This window comes from Nocardia coubleae NBRC 108252 (genome assembly GCF_001612805.1).
Classification (GTDB): domain Bacteria; phylum Actinomycetota; class Actinomycetes; order Mycobacteriales; family Mycobacteriaceae; genus Nocardia; species Nocardia coubleae.
This window is the reverse complement of sequence record NZ_BDBD01000011.1, coordinates 1,249,078-1,266,117: the sequence shown is the minus strand read 5'-3', so window position 1 is coordinate 1,266,117 and position 17,040 is coordinate 1,249,078. Positions and strand designations below refer to the sequence as shown.

22 protein-coding genes are annotated in these 17,040 nt (G+C 67.8%); 8 read left to right on the top strand and 14 right to left on the bottom strand.

Going from position 1 to position 17,040, the window contains the following annotated elements:
* Positions 1–4: 4 nt before the first annotated feature.
* The 3 genes from NCO8_RS14870 to NCO8_RS14860 all read right to left on the bottom strand — a co-directional run bounded on the left by NCO8_RS14870 (position 5) and on the right by NCO8_RS14860 (position 1,826).
* Positions 5–736 carry a metallophosphoesterase family protein gene (locus NCO8_RS14870; protein WP_067493979.1) on the bottom strand — a complete coding sequence of 244 codons (732 nt, stop codon included), beginning with the start codon at positions 734–736 and terminating at the stop codon, positions 5–7.
* A gap of 5 nt (positions 737–741) precedes the next feature.
* Complete coding sequence (locus tag NCO8_RS14865; RefSeq protein ID WP_067640217.1) at positions 742–1,554, bottom strand: nucleotidyltransferase; 813 nt, start codon at positions 1,552–1,554, stop codon at positions 742–744.
* A 71-nt stretch (positions 1,555–1,625) separates the two neighbouring features.
* The gene (locus NCO8_RS14860; RefSeq protein ID WP_067493983.1) at positions 1,626–1,826 is read right to left on the bottom strand and encodes a hypothetical protein; all 201 of its coding nucleotides are present in this window, start codon (positions 1,824–1,826) and stop codon (positions 1,626–1,628) included.
* A 178-nt stretch (positions 1,827–2,004) separates the two neighbouring features.
* Here NCO8_RS14860 and NCO8_RS14855 point away from each other — a divergent pair, with 178 nt between their 5' ends.
* Positions 2,005–2,499 (top strand): DUF6328 family protein, encoded by a 495-nt coding sequence (locus tag NCO8_RS14855; protein ID WP_067639831.1) that lies wholly within the window; start codon positions 2,005–2,007, stop codon positions 2,497–2,499.
* A gap of 1 nt (position 2,500) precedes the next feature.
* Here the strand turns inward: NCO8_RS14855 and NCO8_RS14850 are convergent, their stop codons facing one another.
* Entirely contained in the window at positions 2,501–2,914 is a 414-nt protein-coding gene (locus NCO8_RS14850) for a low affinity iron permease family protein (RefSeq protein WP_245655361.1), read from the bottom strand.
* 144 nt (positions 2,915–3,058) lie between these two features.
* Here NCO8_RS14850 and NCO8_RS14845 point away from each other — a divergent pair, with 144 nt between their 5' ends.
* Both NCO8_RS14845 and NCO8_RS14840 read left to right on the top strand, forming a co-directional pair.
* Positions 3,059–3,292 carry a metallothionein gene (locus NCO8_RS14845; RefSeq protein ID WP_067493989.1) on the top strand — a complete coding sequence of 78 codons (234 nt, stop codon included), beginning with the start codon at positions 3,059–3,061 and terminating at the stop codon, positions 3,290–3,292.
* Positions 3,293–3,312: 20 nt separating this feature from the next.
* Positions 3,313–3,768: an SRPBCC family protein gene (locus NCO8_RS14840; protein WP_067494425.1), complete on the top strand. Its 456-nt coding sequence runs from the start codon at positions 3,313–3,315 to the stop codon at positions 3,766–3,768.
* A 4-nt stretch (positions 3,769–3,772) separates the two neighbouring features.
* Here the strand turns inward: NCO8_RS14840 and NCO8_RS14835 are convergent, their stop codons facing one another.
* Positions 3,773–4,756, bottom strand: a complete 984-nt coding sequence (locus tag NCO8_RS14835) for an NAD(P)H-dependent oxidoreductase (protein ID WP_067639829.1) — start codon at positions 4,754–4,756, stop codon at positions 3,773–3,775.
* Between the two features lie 99 nt (positions 4,757–4,855).
* Between NCO8_RS14835 and sigJ the strand changes: the two genes are divergently transcribed.
* Positions 4,856–5,743: an RNA polymerase sigma factor SigJ gene (gene sigJ / locus NCO8_RS14830; RefSeq protein WP_067639827.1), complete on the top strand. Its 888-nt coding sequence runs from the start codon at positions 4,856–4,858 to the stop codon at positions 5,741–5,743.
* Here sigJ and NCO8_RS14825 read toward each other — a convergent pair.
* Entirely contained in the window at positions 5,740–6,591 is an 852-nt protein-coding gene (locus NCO8_RS14825; RefSeq protein ID WP_067639822.1) for an SDR family NAD(P)-dependent oxidoreductase, read from the bottom strand. The two genes, sigJ and NCO8_RS14825, sit on opposite strands and share 4 nt — an antisense overlap.
* 52 nt (positions 6,592–6,643) lie before the next feature.
* On the opposite strand from NCO8_RS14825, the gene NCO8_RS14820 reads away from it, so the two are divergent.
* The gene (locus NCO8_RS14820; protein ID WP_247606902.1) at positions 6,644–7,618 is read left to right on the top strand and encodes an alpha/beta fold hydrolase; all 975 of its coding nucleotides are present in this window, start codon (positions 6,644–6,646) and stop codon (positions 7,616–7,618) included.
* Positions 7,619–7,626: 8 nt separating this feature from the next.
* Here the strand turns inward: NCO8_RS14820 and NCO8_RS14815 are convergent, their stop codons facing one another.
* The 6 genes from NCO8_RS14815 to NCO8_RS14790 form a co-directional block, all read right to left on the bottom strand.
* Positions 7,627–8,217 carry a dihydrofolate reductase family protein gene (locus NCO8_RS14815; protein ID WP_067639818.1) on the bottom strand — a complete coding sequence of 197 codons (591 nt, stop codon included), beginning with the start codon at positions 8,215–8,217 and terminating at the stop codon, positions 7,627–7,629.
* Entirely contained in the window at positions 8,214–9,008 is a 795-nt protein-coding gene (locus NCO8_RS14810) for a metalloregulator ArsR/SmtB family transcription factor (RefSeq protein ID WP_067639816.1), read from the bottom strand. The genes NCO8_RS14815 and NCO8_RS14810 overlap by 4 nt, the downstream gene beginning before the upstream one ends.
* Before the next feature lie 98 nt (positions 9,009–9,106).
* On the bottom strand, positions 9,107–9,280 hold the full coding sequence (locus tag NCO8_RS14805) for a CsbD family protein (protein WP_067494014.1): 174 nt from the start codon (positions 9,278–9,280) through the stop codon (positions 9,107–9,109).
* A gap of 98 nt (positions 9,281–9,378) precedes the next feature.
* On the bottom strand, positions 9,379–10,095 hold the full coding sequence (locus tag NCO8_RS14800; protein ID WP_067639815.1) for an HAD family hydrolase: 717 nt from the start codon (positions 10,093–10,095) through the stop codon (positions 9,379–9,381).
* The gene (locus NCO8_RS14795) at positions 10,092–12,419 is read right to left on the bottom strand and encodes a glycoside hydrolase family 65 protein (protein ID WP_084457095.1); all 2,328 of its coding nucleotides are present in this window, start codon (positions 12,417–12,419) and stop codon (positions 10,092–10,094) included. The genes NCO8_RS14800 and NCO8_RS14795 overlap by 4 nt, the downstream gene beginning before the upstream one ends.
* 33 nt (positions 12,420–12,452) lie before the next feature.
* Positions 12,453–13,931 (bottom strand): sugar porter family MFS transporter, encoded by a 1,479-nt coding sequence (locus NCO8_RS14790; RefSeq protein WP_067494021.1) that lies wholly within the window; start codon positions 13,929–13,931, stop codon positions 12,453–12,455.
* A 245-nt stretch (positions 13,932–14,176) separates the two neighbouring features.
* Here NCO8_RS14790 and NCO8_RS14785 point away from each other — a divergent pair, with 245 nt between their 5' ends.
* Positions 14,177–14,497, top strand: coding sequence for a hypothetical protein (locus NCO8_RS14785; RefSeq protein WP_067494023.1), 321 nt, complete (start codon positions 14,177–14,179; stop codon positions 14,495–14,497).
* A gap of 35 nt (positions 14,498–14,532) precedes the next feature.
* Here the strand turns inward: NCO8_RS14785 and NCO8_RS14780 are convergent, their stop codons facing one another.
* Both NCO8_RS14780 and NCO8_RS14775 read right to left on the bottom strand, forming a co-directional pair.
* Complete coding sequence (locus tag NCO8_RS14780) at positions 14,533–14,901, bottom strand: DUF5313 family protein (RefSeq protein ID WP_067639812.1); 369 nt, start codon at positions 14,899–14,901, stop codon at positions 14,533–14,535.
* Positions 14,898–15,359 carry a MarR family winged helix-turn-helix transcriptional regulator gene (locus NCO8_RS14775; protein ID WP_067639808.1) on the bottom strand — a complete coding sequence of 154 codons (462 nt, stop codon included), beginning with the start codon at positions 15,357–15,359 and terminating at the stop codon, positions 14,898–14,900. The genes NCO8_RS14780 and NCO8_RS14775 overlap by 4 nt, the downstream gene beginning before the upstream one ends.
* A gap of 111 nt (positions 15,360–15,470) precedes the next feature.
* Between NCO8_RS14775 and NCO8_RS14770 the strand changes: the two genes are divergently transcribed.
* Positions 15,471–16,580 carry a glutamate--cysteine ligase 2 gene (locus NCO8_RS14770; protein ID WP_067639806.1) on the top strand — a complete coding sequence of 370 codons (1,110 nt, stop codon included), beginning with the start codon at positions 15,471–15,473 and terminating at the stop codon, positions 16,578–16,580.
* Positions 16,577–17,038: a VOC family protein gene (locus NCO8_RS14765; protein WP_067639804.1), complete on the top strand. Its 462-nt coding sequence runs from the start codon at positions 16,577–16,579 to the stop codon at positions 17,036–17,038. The genes NCO8_RS14770 and NCO8_RS14765 overlap by 4 nt, the downstream gene beginning before the upstream one ends.
* Positions 17,039–17,040 lie beyond the last annotated feature (2 nt).

The following is a 17,040-nucleotide window of genomic DNA, read 5'->3' as shown; positions in this document are numbered from 1 at the left end:
TCCTTCAGATGTATGCCGACGACGTGGCGGGCGCCAGGTCGTAGACGGCGTATTCGGTGCCGATCACCGGCTGGGCGACATTGCGCACCCGGATTCCGCCCGGGGTGGTGCCGCGTTCGGTGCCCGCGTGGGCGTGACCGTGGACCGCCAGGTCGGCGCCGCACGCATCGATCGCCTCCCCGAGCAGGTAGGAGCCGAGGAACGGGTAGATCTCCGGCGGCTCGCCGTGCAGGGTGTCCGACACGGGCGAGTAGTGGGTGAGCGCGATGGTCACGTCGGTGTCGAGCCTGCTCAGCGCCGTGTGGAGCTGTTCGGCGAGCTCGACTGTGTGGGTCGCGAACTCGCGCATCTGCGGTTCGCCGAACGCGCTCGCGCACTTGCCTGCGAACCCGCCGCCGAAACCCTTGGTTCCGGCGATGCCGAGCGTGCGTTCACCGATGGTGAGCACCGTCGAGGTGCCCTCGAGCACGGTGATGCCGTGCGCGGACAGCAGCGCGCTCATCTCCTGCTCGCGGTCGCTGTGATAGTCGTGATTGCCGAGCACCGCCACGACCGGGACGTCGAGATCGCCGAACTCGCTCGCCACCACCTCCGCCTCTTCGATGGTGCCCAGGCGGGTGAGGTCACCGGCGAGCAGCAACACATCCGCGTGCTCGGGCAGCCGTTCGAACACCGGCCTGCACCGACCACGCGAATCCGCGCCGAGATGCACATCGCCTACCGCCGCTACTCGCATCCCGCTCACCTCAGCACTTCCGGTTCGGCCGGTTCGGCGAGTCTGCGCACCCGCACGTCGTTGTGGACCCGCAGGTCACCGATCCGCTCGTGCAGCACCGCCTCCAGCGCCTGCCTGCTCTGTTCGTCGGCGACCTCGCCGGTGAGTACGACGACATCGGAACGCAGCGTCACGTGCACACTCATCGTCGCGGTCCGTGGATCCTCGGCGAAGGCGCGGCGCAGGTTGGCGACCACGTACTGCGGTGGCTCGGCGGCAGGCACGGGTGGCACGTGGTAGACACCGAGGTCGTCGAGCAGTCCCAGAAATGCCCGCGCGTAAGGCGATTCGGCCGTGTCGCGGTGCACCCGGCCCCAGTCGATCTGCTCGCGCAGGGCGCGGGCGACCTCGAGCAGGCGGGTGAAATCGAGACGGTGCGCGTCGAGCACCATGAGTTTGTCGACCAGCACGTCGGTGGCGGGCAGCACCGGTGCGGTCGCCGGGCCGACCGACATCGACTCGGCACGGTCGAGCAGCTCGTCGTCGACGGTGCGATGGTTGGTGCGGAAGATCAGGTCGACGAGGATCTCCCCGTCATAGACCTTGGTCAGCCAGTTCTCCGGCGGGTCGACGGGCCGTAAGCCCTTGGCCGCCAACGCGTCCCGTGCGGCATAGGCGTCCTCGGCACGGAGGAAGATGTCCACATCGTGATCGCTGGCCGGACCGCCGTGCGCGTACACCGCGCAGCCACCGGCCACCGCGAAGCGAATGCCGTTGTCGTGCAGGGTGTTGACCACACGGGTCAGCGTCTGCAGCAGGTCCGAGATCTCGGCGGTCATCAGGCCACCACCTTTCGCCGGGGACACCCCGGGCCCGGCATCGTGCCAGGCCCGGGGTCGGTAGCAGAGAGTCAGCGGCCGCCGTGGCTGTGCTGACCGCCCTCGCGCTTGGCCTCGGTGGGCTGCGCCTGGGCGCCCTTGCGGCCTGCCTCGCGCGGGTCGGCGGAATTGCGATCGCCGAAGCTGCCGCTGCTGGCATGGCCGCCACGGGCCGCCTGCTCCTGGGTGTCGTTTCGGTTGCCGAACTGTCCAGGGTTGTTCGGGTCAGGCATGGATGCCCTCCTCGTGTCGTCTGGTCTTCTGGCATGTGGCCGTTGTTCTCGACCACACCGTCGCACTACCCGGCCGTAGGCCGTTCAATCACGGGTACGCCGGTCGTGGCGGGATTCGGGCGGTGTGTGCCGGGTATGCGCGCGAAGAGGGCAGCGGCCCGGGCGACGAGGAGTGGTGATGGACGACGATGACGCCGAATGGAATCGGCGGGTGCGTGGCGAGAACACCATTCAGCGTCTCGACCGCAACTGGGCCTCCTTGCTGCAGGAGCTGCGGGTGCTGCAAACCGGTGTGCAAGTGCTCACAGGCATCCTGCTGACCTTGCCGTTCCAGTCCCATTTCGACGCCTTGAGCACAGAACTACGGGTGGTGTATCTCGTCGTCGTCACCGCGTCGATCACCGCGACCGCCCTGCTGGTCGCCCCGGTGGCGCTGCACCGGCTGCTGTTCCGCAGGCACCGCCTCGATGCCCTGGTCACCGGCGCGCACCGGCTCGCGCTGGCCGGTATCGCCCTGCTCGGGGTCGCGCTCACCGGCATCGCGGTGCTGATCTTCGACGTGGTCGCCGGGACGGCTGCGGGCATCATCGCCGGGGTGGTGGCCTCGATCACGTTCCTCGGGCTGTGGGTGATCCAGCCGCTCGTCTATCGGAACGGGCCGCAGACGGACTGAGCTATTCGCTGCTCTCGCGATCCTCCAGCCCCACGGCATCGGACAGTTCCTCGCGTTCCCTGCCCAGCGCCGGATACTCGTTGCTCAGCTCACCCATGAGCGCCGCGAGGCCCGCGGCGAGCGCGTTGAGCTTGTGCTGGGTGGCGTCGTCATTGCGGGCCTGGGTGTTCTGCAGCAACGCCACGAGTAGGAACGTGACGATGGTCGTCACCGTGTTGATCACCAGTTGCCAGGTGTCGATGCTGGGGAACAGGAAGACCGAGGGTGCCCAGACCAGGACCAGCGTGAGACAGGCCGCGAAGAACCACGCCTTGGACGCGAAATTGCTTGCTGCCGTGGCGAAACGGTCGAAGAAGGGTTTGTGGTCGGAGATGTCCGACGGCATCGTCGCCTTGTTCGACTTGTGTCCGGACATGTCGACCACCCACCTTCACCGGTTCGGGCACAGAAACTCTGTGACTGGCGAATATCCGTTTCGCGGGATTTCAACCAGAAGGTCGGTTCGGTTCGGCGACACCGGGTAAGCGCCCGCTGTCCACCGATTCGAAAGAGGTGAAGCATGGCCGTCTGTGAGACGTGTGGCAACGACTACGCTCGCGCGTTCACCGTGAGCCGCGACGGGCAGAGCTGGACATTCGACAGCATCGAATGCGCGGCATCGAAGCTCGCCCCGGACTGCGCGCACTGCGGATGCCGGGTTCTCGGCCACGGGGTCGAGGCCGGACAGACCGTCTTCTGTTGCGCCAATTGTGCCCGCCGCGCCGGGCACGACGCCCTCGTCGACAGCGTGTAGGAGGAGCCGTGCACGACGACATGATCTGGGTGCAACTCACCGTGCCCGCCGGAGTGGACGACGTCTTCGCGGTGCTCGCCGACGGGTGGTCGTATTCGGGGTGGGTGGTGGGCGCCTCGCACATCCGCCGCGTCGACAAGGGCTGGCCCGCGGTCGGCACCCGCATCCACCACAGCGTGGGGCCGTGGCCGCTCGTCATCGAGGACACCACCGAGGTGCGGGCATCGGAGGCACCGCACACCCTGGAACTCGACGCGCGGTTGTGGCCGATGGGTGCGGCCGTCATCCGCTTCGAGCTACGCGAGGTCGCCCCGGCCACCACCGAGGTGCGGATGGGGGAACTGGCGGTGCGTGGGCCGGGCAAGCTCGTCCCACGCGCCGCGCAGGAGTTGCTGCTGACCCCACGCAACCGCGAAACCCTCGACCGGCTGTCGGACCTGGCCGTCGGCAGGAGCCGCGCCGCGGCCGGCGGCTGAGCCGTCAGGGTTCCAGGTCGGTGAGCGCCTTACCGCTCGGGATATCGAGCGGCACCGAGACCTGGTCGTGGGCGATCAACCAGCTGCCACTCACCTTGCGCAGGCACAGCGTTGCGCGCACCCACATGCCGTCGGTGACAGTGCCGTCGCGCAGCGTGCCGCGCAGCCTGCCGAAACCGTGCCCGTACGCCACGTCGGTGCCGGTCGTGAAGGTCAGGTCGCGGAACTCGTAGCTCAGGGTGTCGAACACCTGGAACACTCGCGCCCAGTTCTCCAGCTTCGCAGCCCTGCCCCGGTGTTGCAGGGGCGGCTCGATATCGAACGAGACAGCGTCGTCGGTGTAGAGCGCGCCGATACCGTCGAGGTCCTTGTGCCGCAGGCACTCGACCAGCCGGTCGATCTGTGCGCGGATCTCGGCGGTTTCGTCGGCAGGCCGCCGCAGCGGCGCCAGGGCTGTTGTCCAAGCGACGAGCTGTTCCAGCGTCTTGCGCAACGCGAGGTCGTGGTGCTCGCGCGCGACGAAGGTCGTGGCGTTCTCGAAATCGGTGAGTACGCCGATCGAGACCGAATGGCCGATGTCGGCCATCCCCAGCGTCCCGCACACGGTGCGCAACTGCACCACCGAGCGGGCGCCGCCGTTGACGCCGTACCCGACGAAGGCGACGGTCTTGTCGGTCCATTCCGCGAAGGCGTGGTCGAGGGCGTTCTTCAGGACGCCGGGGATGCCGCCGTTGTACTCGGGGGTGACGATGACGAACCCGTCGAACGGCGCGATCCGGGCAGCCCAGGCGCGGGTGTGTTCGTTCTCCGACGGGCCGAACATCGGGGGCGACGTCTCGTCGAAGTGCGGGAGCGGGTGGTCGCGCAGGTCGACGAGCTCGAATTCGGCGTCGCCGCGTCGCGACGCCGAATCCAGTACCCACCGGGCGACCTGGACTCCGTTGCGGTTGGATCGAGTGCTGCCGAGAATGATGCCGATTCTGATCATGCCCTTCCGACGACGCGGACACCGGAAATGTCAGGCCCTCACAGATCGGGTCGCTGTTTCGTCGGTCATGGTGAGGGAACCGACCGCGAGGAGCCGATCATGACCGACCCCCACCTGTCCGAGGTGATGAGTGAGCGCCGCCAGTTGCTCAATCTCGCGTACCGGCTGCTCGGATCGCTGGCCGAGGCCGAGGACGTGGTACAGGAGACCTATGCGCGCTGGTACGCGATGAGCGAACAGCGTCGCGCCGAGGTGACCACGCCCGGCGCCTGGTTGACGACAGTGGCGGGACGCATCTGTCTCGACCTGCTCGGCTCCGCCCGCGCCCGCCGGGAACGCTATGTGGGCGAATGGATTCCGGAACCCGTCCCCGGCCGCTCCGACTTCTTCGGCGGTACCGCGGCGCCCGACCCCGCCGACCGGGTGACGCTCGACGAGTCGATCAGCATGGCCTTCCTCGTCGTGCTCGACTCCATGACCCCCGCCGAGCGGGTGGCCTTCGTGTTGCACGACGTGTTCCGCTACTCCTTCGCCGAAATAGCCGAGGTGGTGGGGCGCACTCCGGCCGCGTGCCGTCAGCTCGCCTCGAGCGCCCGCCGTCGCATCGACACCTCGCCGCGCCCACCCGAAACCGCACGCGCCGAGGTGGTGCGGAATTTCAAACGGGCCTGGGAGGCGGGCGATATCGAGGGGCTCGTCGGGTTGCTCGACCCGGCCGCGGTCGCGACGGCGGACAGCGGCGGGCTGGTCCCCGCCTTCCTGGAGCCGCTGGTGGGCAGCAGTGAGATCGCGACGACGTGGATCCACATCGGCACGCGGTTGTCGACGGTGGTGCTGGTGGAGCGCATGGTGAACGGGCAGCTCGGTCTGGTCGCCGAGGCCGACGGGAAGGTCATCTCGGTCTACTCGTTCGACATCGTCGACGACCGGATCAGCCGGATCTGGGTCATGCGGAATCCGGAGAAACTGCGCGCGTGGAGAGGCTAGGGGTCGCTGCGGGGAATGCGGCCGTCGAGGTCGGTGAATCCGTACTCCTCGGCCAGATCGGCGACCTTCCACGCCTTTCCGGTGCGCGCGAGCCGGTCGGGGTCGGCGGCGAGGGCGACTACGGCCCGGCCGGGAAACCGCGGTGTTTCGGCGGCGTTCAGGTCGAAGGTTCCCTCGCCGGGCAAGGTCACCAGGCGGCGGCCCTGGTCGTCGGCGGGAACCATTTGCAGCAGTTCGGTATTCACGATGCCGGGCCAGAGGGATACCGCGGTGGTCGCGGTGCCGTCGAGATCGTGGGCGAGGTCGGCGGTGAGCCGGTCGAGGGCGGTCTTGGCGACCCCGTACACCGCGTTGTGCAGGTAGCGCTGCGAACCGGGGGAGGAGACGTTGACGATCAAACCCTTCGACTCGATCAGCAGTGGCGCGGCGAAAACGCTTGCCGCGTAATGGGATCGGACGCCGATGTCGAAGGTCTCGTCCCAGGCCGCAGGCGGCACCTCCCAGAATTTGCGGCCGAGCCAGCGGGCGGCGGCGGGGGAGTTGTAGACATTGTTCACCAGCACGTCGAGGCGCCCCTGTTCGGCGCGCACCCGCGTGAACAGTTCCTCGACCGCCCCGTCGTCGCGATGATCGCAGACCACCGCCACGCCGAGCCCGCCGAGGGCGGTCACCTCGGCGGCGGTGTCGTGCACGGTGCCGGGGAGTCTGCCCGCGGTGGTCGTGCGGCCGGTGACGTACACCGTCGCCCCCGCCGCGCCGAGTTCCTGGGCAATGCCTTTGCCGATGCCGCGGCTGGCTCCGGTCACTACCGCGACCCGTCCGCCGAGAATCTTGGGTGTTCCGCTCATGGCCTCGGGACACTACCTTGAAATAGGAACACGTTCTAGATTCTTGGAGGCGCTGGTGGAACTTCGGCATCGATTCCTGGACGCCGGCGACGTCCGGCTACATGTGACCGAGCAGGGGCAGGGGTATCCGGTGGTGTTCTGTCACGGCTTCCCACACACCGGCTATATCTGGCACCGCCAGCTCGCGGCCGTCGCCGAGGCGGGCTTCCACGCGATCGCGCCCGATCTGCGCGGCTACGGACGCACGCAGGCGCCCGACGACGTGGAGGCGTACACGAATGCCGCCGTGATCGGCGATCTGCTCGCCCTGCTCGACGACATCGGCGCGCGGCAGGCGGTTTTCGTCGGCCTCGACTTCGGTGCCCAGCTGGTGTGGGAGTTGTCGTTGCGTGCGCCCGAACGGGTGGCCGCCGCGGTGGTGCTGAACAATCCCTTCGCGCCGCGCCCGCCCCGCCCGCCGTCCGATTTCTGGACCAAGGCCGCTCAGCGCCACTTCCTGCACCTGTCCTATTTCCAGGAACCCGGTCGGGCCGACGCCGAACTCGCCGAGCGTCCCCGTGAATTCCTGGCCAGGGTGTACTACTCGCTCTCCGGGGACTACCACTACCTCGACACCTGGAAGAACCCGCCGGGGCTCGGCTATCTCGATGTCCTGCCGAAAGCCCCCGACCTGCCGTGGTCCTGGCTCAGTGAGTCCGAATTCGACACGCTGGCCACCGAATTCGAGCGCACCGGGTTCACCGGCGGACTCAACTGGTATCGCAACCTCGACCGCAACTGGCACCTCACCGAGTCGCTGGCCGGCCGTCCCGTCACCGTCCCGACCTACTTCCTCTACGGCGAGAACGACCCCGACATGGAGGGTTTCAGCGGCCGCGACCCGCTGGCCACGCTGCGCGCCAATGTGACCGATCTCCGTGCGGTAGTGCAGGTTCCCGGTGCGGGGCACCTGGTCCATCTGGAACGCACGGACCCGGTGAACGAGTTCGTGCTCAGCGCGCTCGGTGACGTGGCGCCGCGGCCGTAGCGGTCGGTTCAGCGTGCGCGGTCGTACACGAGGGCGAGCTCGCCGGAAGTACCGGCGGTGTGGCTGGTCAGTGTCCACCGGGAAGCCGGCAGCCCGTCGGTGAAGAACAGCGCGCCGCCCCCGGCGATCTCGGGAACGATCATCAGATGCAGACGGTCGATCAGATCGGCGGCGAGCAGATCGGCCACGATCGTCGGACTGGTGTTGACCAGGATGTCGCCGGTGCCGGAGCTCTTCAATTCGGTGATCACCTCGGCGGCGGGCGCGTTCACGACGCGCGTTCGCTCCCAGGGTGATTCGGTGAGCGTGCTCGACAGCACCACCTTGTCCACGTCGACGAGCCACTTCGCGTAGGCGCGGTCGCGCGGGTCGGCGTTCTCGTCGGCGGCGACGGTCGGCCAGTAGCCGAGGAATCCCTCGGCGTTGCCGCGCCCGAGAACCGCGGTTGTGGCGTCGACGTGAATTCCGCTGAGGTAGTCGCGGGCGGTTTCGGTGCTCGCGTAAGTGACGATGGCGCCGAGATCGGCCGGGCCGGCCGGTCCGTGGTAGCGGCCGTCGAGGGTGAGGCTGATGTTGGTGGTGACGCGGCGAGTGCTCATGATCGGGTTTTCCTGTCGAGGTTGTCTAGGACCTGGGACCAGCCGGTTTCGATACCGGCGATGAAAGAGGCTGCCGCCACCGTGGTTTCGGCGACGACGAGGTCGAGCCGGAATCGGGTCCCTGACCCGTCGTGCTCGAAGGTGAGGGTGTAGTGGCCGGTGAAGGAGACTTCGCCTGTCGCGTCGAGTACCGACAGGTCGAAGGCGAGGCGGTGAGATTCGTCGGCCTCGACGACTCGTCCGGCCGACCGATAACGCCCGCCGTCGTCGTCGCGGTAGTCGAGCACCACCCGCCCACCGGCAAACGGCTCGATCCGGCAGTCGGTGACGGTCATCGACGGCGGCACCCACCACTGGGCGAGCAAATCCGGATCCACCCAGTGCCGCCACAGCACCTCGGGCGCGATCCCGAACGTCCGCTCGAAGGTGAAGCTGCGACCGTCGGCCCACCGATCATGCTGTGCTGCGGCGGTTTCGGCTTCGATAGCGGCCAGATAGCGCTCCACCACATCCCGCTCGTCGGCGTGCTCCTCGATGGTCGCGAGCATCGCGCGCAACCGATTGTCGAGCTCCCGCAACGGGCCGGGTTCCACGGCGTAGACCCGCCGCTGCCCCAGTGGGAACACCGAGACGAGACCCGCCTTGGCGAGCGTTTGGAGGTGCTTGGTCGTCTGCGGCTGACGCAACCCGGTGTGGGTGGCGAGTTCGCCGACCGACCGGGGCCGCTGCGCGAGGAGTTCGACGATGCGCCACCGTGCGCTGTCGCCGAGTGCGGCTGCGATCTCTTCCATGACCAGAAGTATTCACCATGAAGAATATTCCTGTCAAGGAATACAACTGTGGCCCCCGCTTGTCAGCTGGGGGCCACAGTGCGAAACGGGGAGCCGGATCAGTCGCGGAAAGCGTCCTTGACCTTCTCGCCGGCATCCTTCAGGTTGGACTTGGCCTGGTCGCCGCGGCCCTCGTTCTGCAGATCGCGGTCGTCGGTGGCCTTGCCGGTCGCTTCCTTGGCCTTGCCGGCCAGCTCTTCGGCCTTGTTCTTCGCCTTGTCTGCCAAGCTCATGGCATTCCTTCCGGACAGAACGCTCGACCACAGGTGATCGATGGGCCATCCTTGGGACCCACGGGGCGTCTACCCGGGGCCACCGAACGCAAACAGGGCTAGGTGAGAAGGTCGGCCAGATCACCGATCACCACATCGGCGCCCGCCGCACGCAGGGCGGCCGGGCCCGTGCCGCGATCGACCCCGATCACCCGGAAACCGCCTCGACGACCTGCCTCGACGCCCGATACCGCGTCCTCGATGACGATCGTCTCGGTGGGCTCGACACCCAGTGCTCGGGCGGCGGCGAGGAACATCGCCGGATCGGGCTTGCCCGCGAGCCCGTCACGCTCGGCGACGGCGCCGTCGACGATCACCGCGAATCTGTCGAGCAGTCCGGCGGTGTCGAGCACCAGCACCGCGTTGCGCGAACTGGACACCACTCCCATCGGAATCCGGAGCGCCGCAAGAGCATTGACCAGACGCAGCGAGCCGTCGAACACGTCGACCCCGTCGCGGTGCACGATCTCGGTGAATCGCCCGTTCTTCCGGTTGCCGAGGCCGTGCACGGTGGCTGCCTCGGGCACGTCGTCGACGGTGCCGTCGGGTAGTCGCAACCCGCGCGAGGACAGCACCGCTCGCACACCGTCGATCCGTGGTTTGCCGTCGACGAGGTTGTAGTAGTCGTCATCGGTGAACGGCGCGACCTGTGGTGGCAGGAACTCGGTGAACAGCGTGGTCCACGCGCGGCGGTGCACGGCAGCGGTATCGGTCAGTACCCCGTCCAGGTCGAACAGCACGGCGGCGGCCTGCTGTACGGCCACCCGCTCGGTCATGAGGCGACGCTTTCGGGCGCACGCACCTCGACGACCTCTCCCGGCCACACCTGCACGGGATCTCCCCACACGCTGATGGTCTCGGCGGGTCCGTCGCCGATCAGCTCGAACCGGGCGTCGTGGTGGCCGAGGTCGGCGCGCACCACTCGCCCGCGCCAGTGCACCGAGAACCGCAACCGCTGCCACGACGAGGGCAGCGCGGGGGCGAACCGTAATCCGTCGCGGGTGGCCTGGAACCCGCCGAACCCGTGCGTGGCGACCTGCCAGGTGCCCGCCGCCGACGCGATGTGTATGCCCTCTTCGGTATTGCCCTGATTGTCGTCGAGATCGACGAATGCCGAACGGCCGAAATACCTTTCGGCCGTGTCCGCCTCGCCCACCCGCAAGCCGACGATGGCATGGATGGAGGGGCTCAGCGACGACTTGTGCAGTGTGCGCGCCTCGTAGAACAAGTAGTTCTGCCTGCGTGTCTCGAGCGAGTACTCCTCGGGCAGCAGATGCATGAGCATCACCACGTCGGGCTGTTTGAGCAGTGACGTGTCCTCACAGTTGAAGTGGTCGAAACCCGCCGGGTATCGCGGCATGTCGTTGTCGTCCCATTCGGTGATGGGGACGACAGTGCGCTCGAAATAGCCGTCGAACTGCTCGATCACCCCGCAGTCGGGGTCGACCGGCACGCGGATACGCCGGGCCGCATCGACCCACTGCTCGGCTTCCGCCGCCGACAACGCCAACGGTTCGGCGTGGGCGGCAAGCAGTTCCGGCTGTTCGGCGGCCATCCGCCGATAGACCGCCGCAGCCTGTTCCAGGTGCCAGCGCACCAGCCGGTTGGTGAAGGCGTTGTTGTCGACGTGGGAATGGAATTCGTCCGGCCCCATCACCGTTCGCAGCACCAGCGCGTCGCCTTCGGGTTCGCATCGCTGTACCCAGTAGCGGGCGGTCTCGAACAGGATCGGCGCACCCTCGGTGAACAGGTACATGTCGTCACCGGTGACCTCGGTGTAGCGGATGACGGCGTAGGCGACATCGGCGGTGACGTGCAGTTCCTCCTCCCTGGTGTAGAAGCGGCCCGAGCCGTCGTGGGTGTACTGCGGGCATTCCTCGCGGCCCGTGTCGGCCGATTCCCACGGAAAGCGGGCACCGGTGGCGCCGTTGTCGGCGGCGACCGCACGGGCGCCGGGCAGGGTGTGGTGGCGGTAACCGAGCAGGGCACGAGCCGCCCGCGGCTGGGTGAACAGGTAGAACGGCAGCAGCATGATCTCGGTGTCCCAGAAGACGTGGCCGCGATACCCTTCGCCGGACAGGGATTTGGCGCCGATGCTCACCGTGGGGTCGTCGGGGTTGGCGGCGATGAGCAGGTGATAGACGGCGAAGCGCAATGCCTGGGTGACGCGGTCGTCGCCGACCACCTCGCAGTCCGATTCGGCCCACAACCGTTCCCACGCCGCCGCGTTCGCGGTGCTCGCCTGGTCGAAATCGGTGACCCGCGCGACGGTCGCTCGCGCCCGATCGCCCGGTGCCGCAGCGGCTTCCGGATCGCGACTGGTGGCGACGCCGACGAATTTGTCGACGCCGACCGTCTCGCCCGCCGTCACGGCGAAGTCCACTTCGACCGCGATCGACTCGTGACTGCGCACCTCGACGCGGCGTTGCGGTGTGGTCGGCAGGTCGGTGCGCAACGCGTAGGCCAGGTCGACACCGCTGTCGATCGTCCGGCATTCGAGCATTCCCATGCCCTCGGCGAATCCGGTTCCGGTGGAACGGAAGTGGGTGGACAGCGCCCACTTGTCCCACTTGCGATCGTACCCGAACTCGGTGTCCTCACGGTAGGTGGGCAGTCGCTCGCGGTTGCGCCGGTGCCCGTCGATTCCGGTGCGGATCATCACCGTGGCCGCGCGATCCAGGGCGGTCACCCGAACCCGCAGGCAGCACAGATCGCGATCGGCCATACTCGCGAAACGTTCGGTGCGCAGCACGAATCGCGCACCGTCGGGCAGCGCGAATTCGGTCTCGCGGGTGAGGACTCCGCGGCGTAGGTCGAGCTCGCGGTGATGGCTGAGCACCGCCGCCGATTCGGTGTCGAGCCGGGTTCCGTCGGCGAACACCTCGGTGACCAGCCAGTCCGGCGCGTTCACCAGGTCGACGACCGGCGCGTCGAAGGCGTCGTACACCCCGGCCAGAAATGTGCCGGGCAGCGAGCCGGTATGCCGTTCCTCGAGCGAGCCCCTGGTACCGAGGCGGCCGTTACCGACGGTGAAGATGGTCTCGAAGTAATTGGCGCGGTGCGGGTCCCATTCGTTCTCGACAACGGTCCACGGGTTCATGGCGGCCCTCCGGGATGGTATCGAAGGTGCGGATCAGGCGGTCGCGGTCGGATGCTGGTAGCCGGTGGCCTCGTCCATGTCCTCGAGCGATTTGCCCTTGGTCTCGGGCACGAACCTGGCGACGAACAGCAGCGACAGCAGCGCGAACACCGCGTACATGCCGTAGGCGAAACCCAGTGAGAACGTCTTCAGGCTGGGGAAGCTCACCGTGATCGCCCAGTTGGCCGCCCACTGACCGGCGGCGGCGAGCGAGAGGGCCGCTCCGCGAATGCGATTGGGGAACATCTCGCCCAGCAGCACCCAGACCACCGGACCCCAGCTCATCCCGAAGAACACCACGAACAGATTGGCCGCGACGAGCGCGAGGACACCGGGAACACCGGTCAGGTGCGGTTCGAGCACCCCCTCGGCATTGGGCACCTGCGGCGCGGTCCCGAAACACACCGCCATGGTGGCCAGGGTGATGGTCATGCCGATGGAACCGGTGAGCAGCAGCGGTCTGCGCCCGACCTTGTCGACCAGCATGATCGCCACGATGGTTGTGGCGATATTGACCACCGAGGTGAACACACTGATCTGGAACGAACTGGACTCCTCGAAACCCACCGCTTCCCACAGCACGTTCGAGTAGTAGAAGATCACGTTGATGCCGACCGCCTGCTGGAACACCGAGAGCATCAGGCCGATCCAGACGATCGGGTAGATCTTGCCCGCGGGATTCTTCAGATCGCGCCACGACGGTTTGGTCTCACCCTCGAGGCTGTGCTCGATGCGGCCGATGGTCACCTCGAGGTTGCGCTGGCCGAACAGCGTCGACAGCACGCTTCGTGCTTCGGGAATCCGATGGGTCGCCACGAGGAAGCGCGGCGATTCCGGGATCGTCGAGGCGAGCAGGCCGTAGACCACGGCCGGAACCGCCATCGACAGGAACATCCACCGCCAGGCTTCGAGCCCGAACCACAGCTGCTCGCCCGCGCCGCCCGCCAGATGCGCCAGGACGTAGTCGACCAGCAGGGACAAGAAGATACCGAGGACGATCGCGAGCTGTTGCAGCGATCCGAGCCGGCCGCGAATGTTGGCGGGGGAGGTCTCGGCGATGTAGGCGGGCGCGATCACCGAGGCCACGCCGACGCCGAGCCCGCCGATGACACGGCCGAGTACCAGGACCCACAGGTCGGGGGCGAAAGCCGTGCCGATCGCGCTGATCAGGAACAGCAGGGCGGCGATCTTCATGACCTTGATGCGGCCGATGCGGTCGGCGATGCGGCCCGCCGTCATGGCACCGGCGGCGGCGCCGAGCAGTGCCGAGGCGACGGCGAAGCCGAGCGCTGCGTCGGCGACGTCGAATTCGTCCTGAATCGCGGCGACGGCGCCGTTGATCACGGCGCTGTCGTAGCCGAAGAGCAAACCGCCGAGCGCCGCTACCGACGCGATGCGGACGACCTGCCCATTACTCGCGGAGTCGCCGTCCGGCAGGTCCGGCCGGTCGGTTGTCGCGCCACCCTCATGCATCGGTCCGATCCTCTCCGCGGCGAGACGAGTGCCTCGCGGGCCGACCGTGAACGGTCACGGCCAAGCCATCCGAATGGAACTGTGTACAGGCGGAACTCTCCGCCGATTGTCGCACTCCCGCAGGCGCACCGGCCGTCACGCACGCCGCGCCCGGGCGAGCCGTCGTCGTATTCGACCGGCCGAATTCGGGTAAAGCGGGCAACGAGGCCCGGATTGCCGGGCCCTGTGCGAAGGAAAGGCGAACGATGACGCTACGGAGGAAGGCCTGCGCCACGGCGCTCGCCGTGGCCGCGCTCGGCACGCTGGCGGCAGGGTGTGCCGAGGCGGAGAAGGCGGTCAACAAGGGTGGGGACACCCCGTGCAGTGAATTCACCGCGCAGGACACGGAAAAGAAGCGCACCACCGTCACCAAGTTCCTCGAGCAGGAACGGGGCGAGGACGCGCAGATCGATCAGAACACCATCGACCTGTCGATCGGCGCGATCGACCTGATGTGCAGTGCCCAGGCGAACCCGGATACGCCCATCAAGGAGGCCGATCTCACGGGTGCGCTGGTTCCGAAGTAGTCGGACGCGGCACAGCGACGGGGCCGCAGTGTGATTCAGGGACGATGGCGCTGCTCGTAGGCGGCCCGGTCGGCATCGGCGCGACGACGTTGCGCTGCGAAGGCGAGTTCGGGATCGAACCCGTGGCTGACCAGCCGGTGCCTGCGGTAGACGTACACCAGCGCGACGGTGAAGTAGATCAGCGGCAGATACAGCAGCGCCATCATCGACAACCCGATCCACAGCGGCCCCGGCGTCAACAGGAACAGGCACAGCAGCGGCAGCACCGGAACCAGTATGCGCAGCAGATATCGTCGCGTCGCGCCGGGGCCGGTGAGGTCGGCGAGCACCCAGTCCGACATCGACGGCGGCAAGGTGGCACCGCCGATGTAGCGCAGGCGCTGCCAGAGGTTCGGGGTGGTCATCGGTTCTGCCTCGATTCCTCGGCGCGGCGTGCGGCCGTGTTCACCCGGCCCAGCACATCGCGCAGTTCTTCCAGTTCGGCCAGGCTCACGCCGAGTCGTTCCACCACTGCGGGCGGAATGCGTTCGGCCTCGGTACGCAGCGCGCGTCCCGCCGCGGTGAGGTCGATCAGCAGGGTTCGCTCGTTGTTGGGGTCGCGGCGGCGGGTGAGGAGCCCGGCGGACTCGAGCCGTTTGAGCAGCGGTGACAGCGTGGCCGAATCGAGCTGGACGGCATCGGCGACGGCTTTGACCGACATCGGCGTCTGGCCCCAGAGCGCGAGCATCACCAGGTACTGCGGATGGGTCAGGCCCATCGGCTCGAGCAGCGGGCGGTAGACGGCAAGGACCGAGCGGTTGGCCACGGCGAGGGCGAAACACACCTGCCGATCCAGCCGCAGCGGGTCGTCGATCTCGGTCACGCAGCCAGGTTAGCCCATGAACAGTTAGTGCACAAAGTATCTGTTGTTTGGCTCACTCACCTGCGGGTATCGTCCCAGCACGCTCGTTCACGCCGGTGGAGGAGGATCGCCGTGGGTAGGCCCGCACAGGTACCGACTGTCGGAGTCGAAGAGGAGTTCCTGCTCACCGACCCCGTCAGCGGCGCGCCCGCACCGAAGAACACCGAGGTCGCCGCCACCGCCGAGAAGGCAGGCATCGATCTACAGCTCGAGCTGACCAGCTGTCAGGTGGAGACCAGCACCGGCGTACACACCGACATCGGTGAGCTGCTCACCGAACTGCGCACCTCGCGCCGGCGGGTCGCCGAATGCGCCGCACAGCACGACGCCTCCCTGCTCGCGGTCGCCGTGCCGCCGACGGTCCCCGAGGGGTACCCGGTCACCGATACGCCGCGCTACCAGCGCATCGCCCACACCTTCGGCATGATCGCCCACGAGCAGGGGCTGTGCGGGTGCCATGTGCACGTCGGGGTGCCCGACCGGGCGACGGCGGTGCAGGTGAGCAACCACGTGCGTCCGTGGTTGCCGGTGCTGCTCTCGCTCACCGCGAATTCGGCGATCTATCGTGGCCGCGAGACCGGGTACGCGAGCTGGCGCAGCATTCTGTGGCGGCGCTGGCCGAGCGCGGGACCGCCACCGTATTTCTCTTCCCTGGACGAGTACGAGGCGATCGTGGCGATGATGCTCGCCAGCGGAAGCATCCTCGACAACAAGATGGTGTATTGGGACATCCGACTGTCGGAATCCTTTCCCACCGTGGAGGTCCGGGTGAGCGACGTGCCCGCAACGGCCGAGGAATCGGCTTTGCTCGCCGCGCTGATCCGGGGGATCGTGAGCACCGGATTGGACGCGATCGCCCGCGACGAACCCGCCACGGCGGTGCCGAGCGAGGTGCTGCGCGCGGCGTATTGGAACGCCGCGCACTCCGGCTTCTTCGGTGACGGGCTCGACCCGATCGAGGGCCGGGTGCTGCCGCATCGCGAACTGCTCGCCCTGCTCATCGAACGGATCGGCCCAGCGTTGCGCGAGGCGGGCGACCTCGAGTTCGTGACAGGGGCGGTCGCCGCCCTGGCCGAGCGCGGCAACGGCGCTTTTCGTCAGATGCGTGCTCTACGCTCGCGACACGAAATCGCCGATGTGGTCACGGAGTCGGCGAAAGCCACCCTGGAAGGATGCCCATGAGCCGCCACGTACAGATCACCTTCGACGCGCACGACCCACGAGCGCTGTCGATCTTCTGGCGCGAAGTGCTCGGTTACGTGCACCCCGGCCCGCCCGGTGTAGAACTTCCCGAGGGCGCCGACCCGCTCGCCGCGTGGGACGAGTTCCTCACCCGTATCGGAGTGCCTGCCGAGGACCGCAATTCGCGCTCGGCGATCGAGGACCCCGACGGGGAAGGCCCGCGTGTGTTCTTCCAGCGGGTGCCCGAGGACAAGGTCGCCAAGAATCGCGTCCACCTCGACGTGCGGGCCGCGCCCGGCCTCCAGGGCGAGCAGCGCATGACCGCCCTGGAAGCCGAATGCGAGCGCCTGGTCGCCCTCGGAGCCACCCGCCTGCGGCGTTTCGAGCCGGAACCGCCCATGAGCGCCGGGTTCATCGTGATGGCCGATCCCGAGGGCAACGAGTTCTGTTTGGACTGACG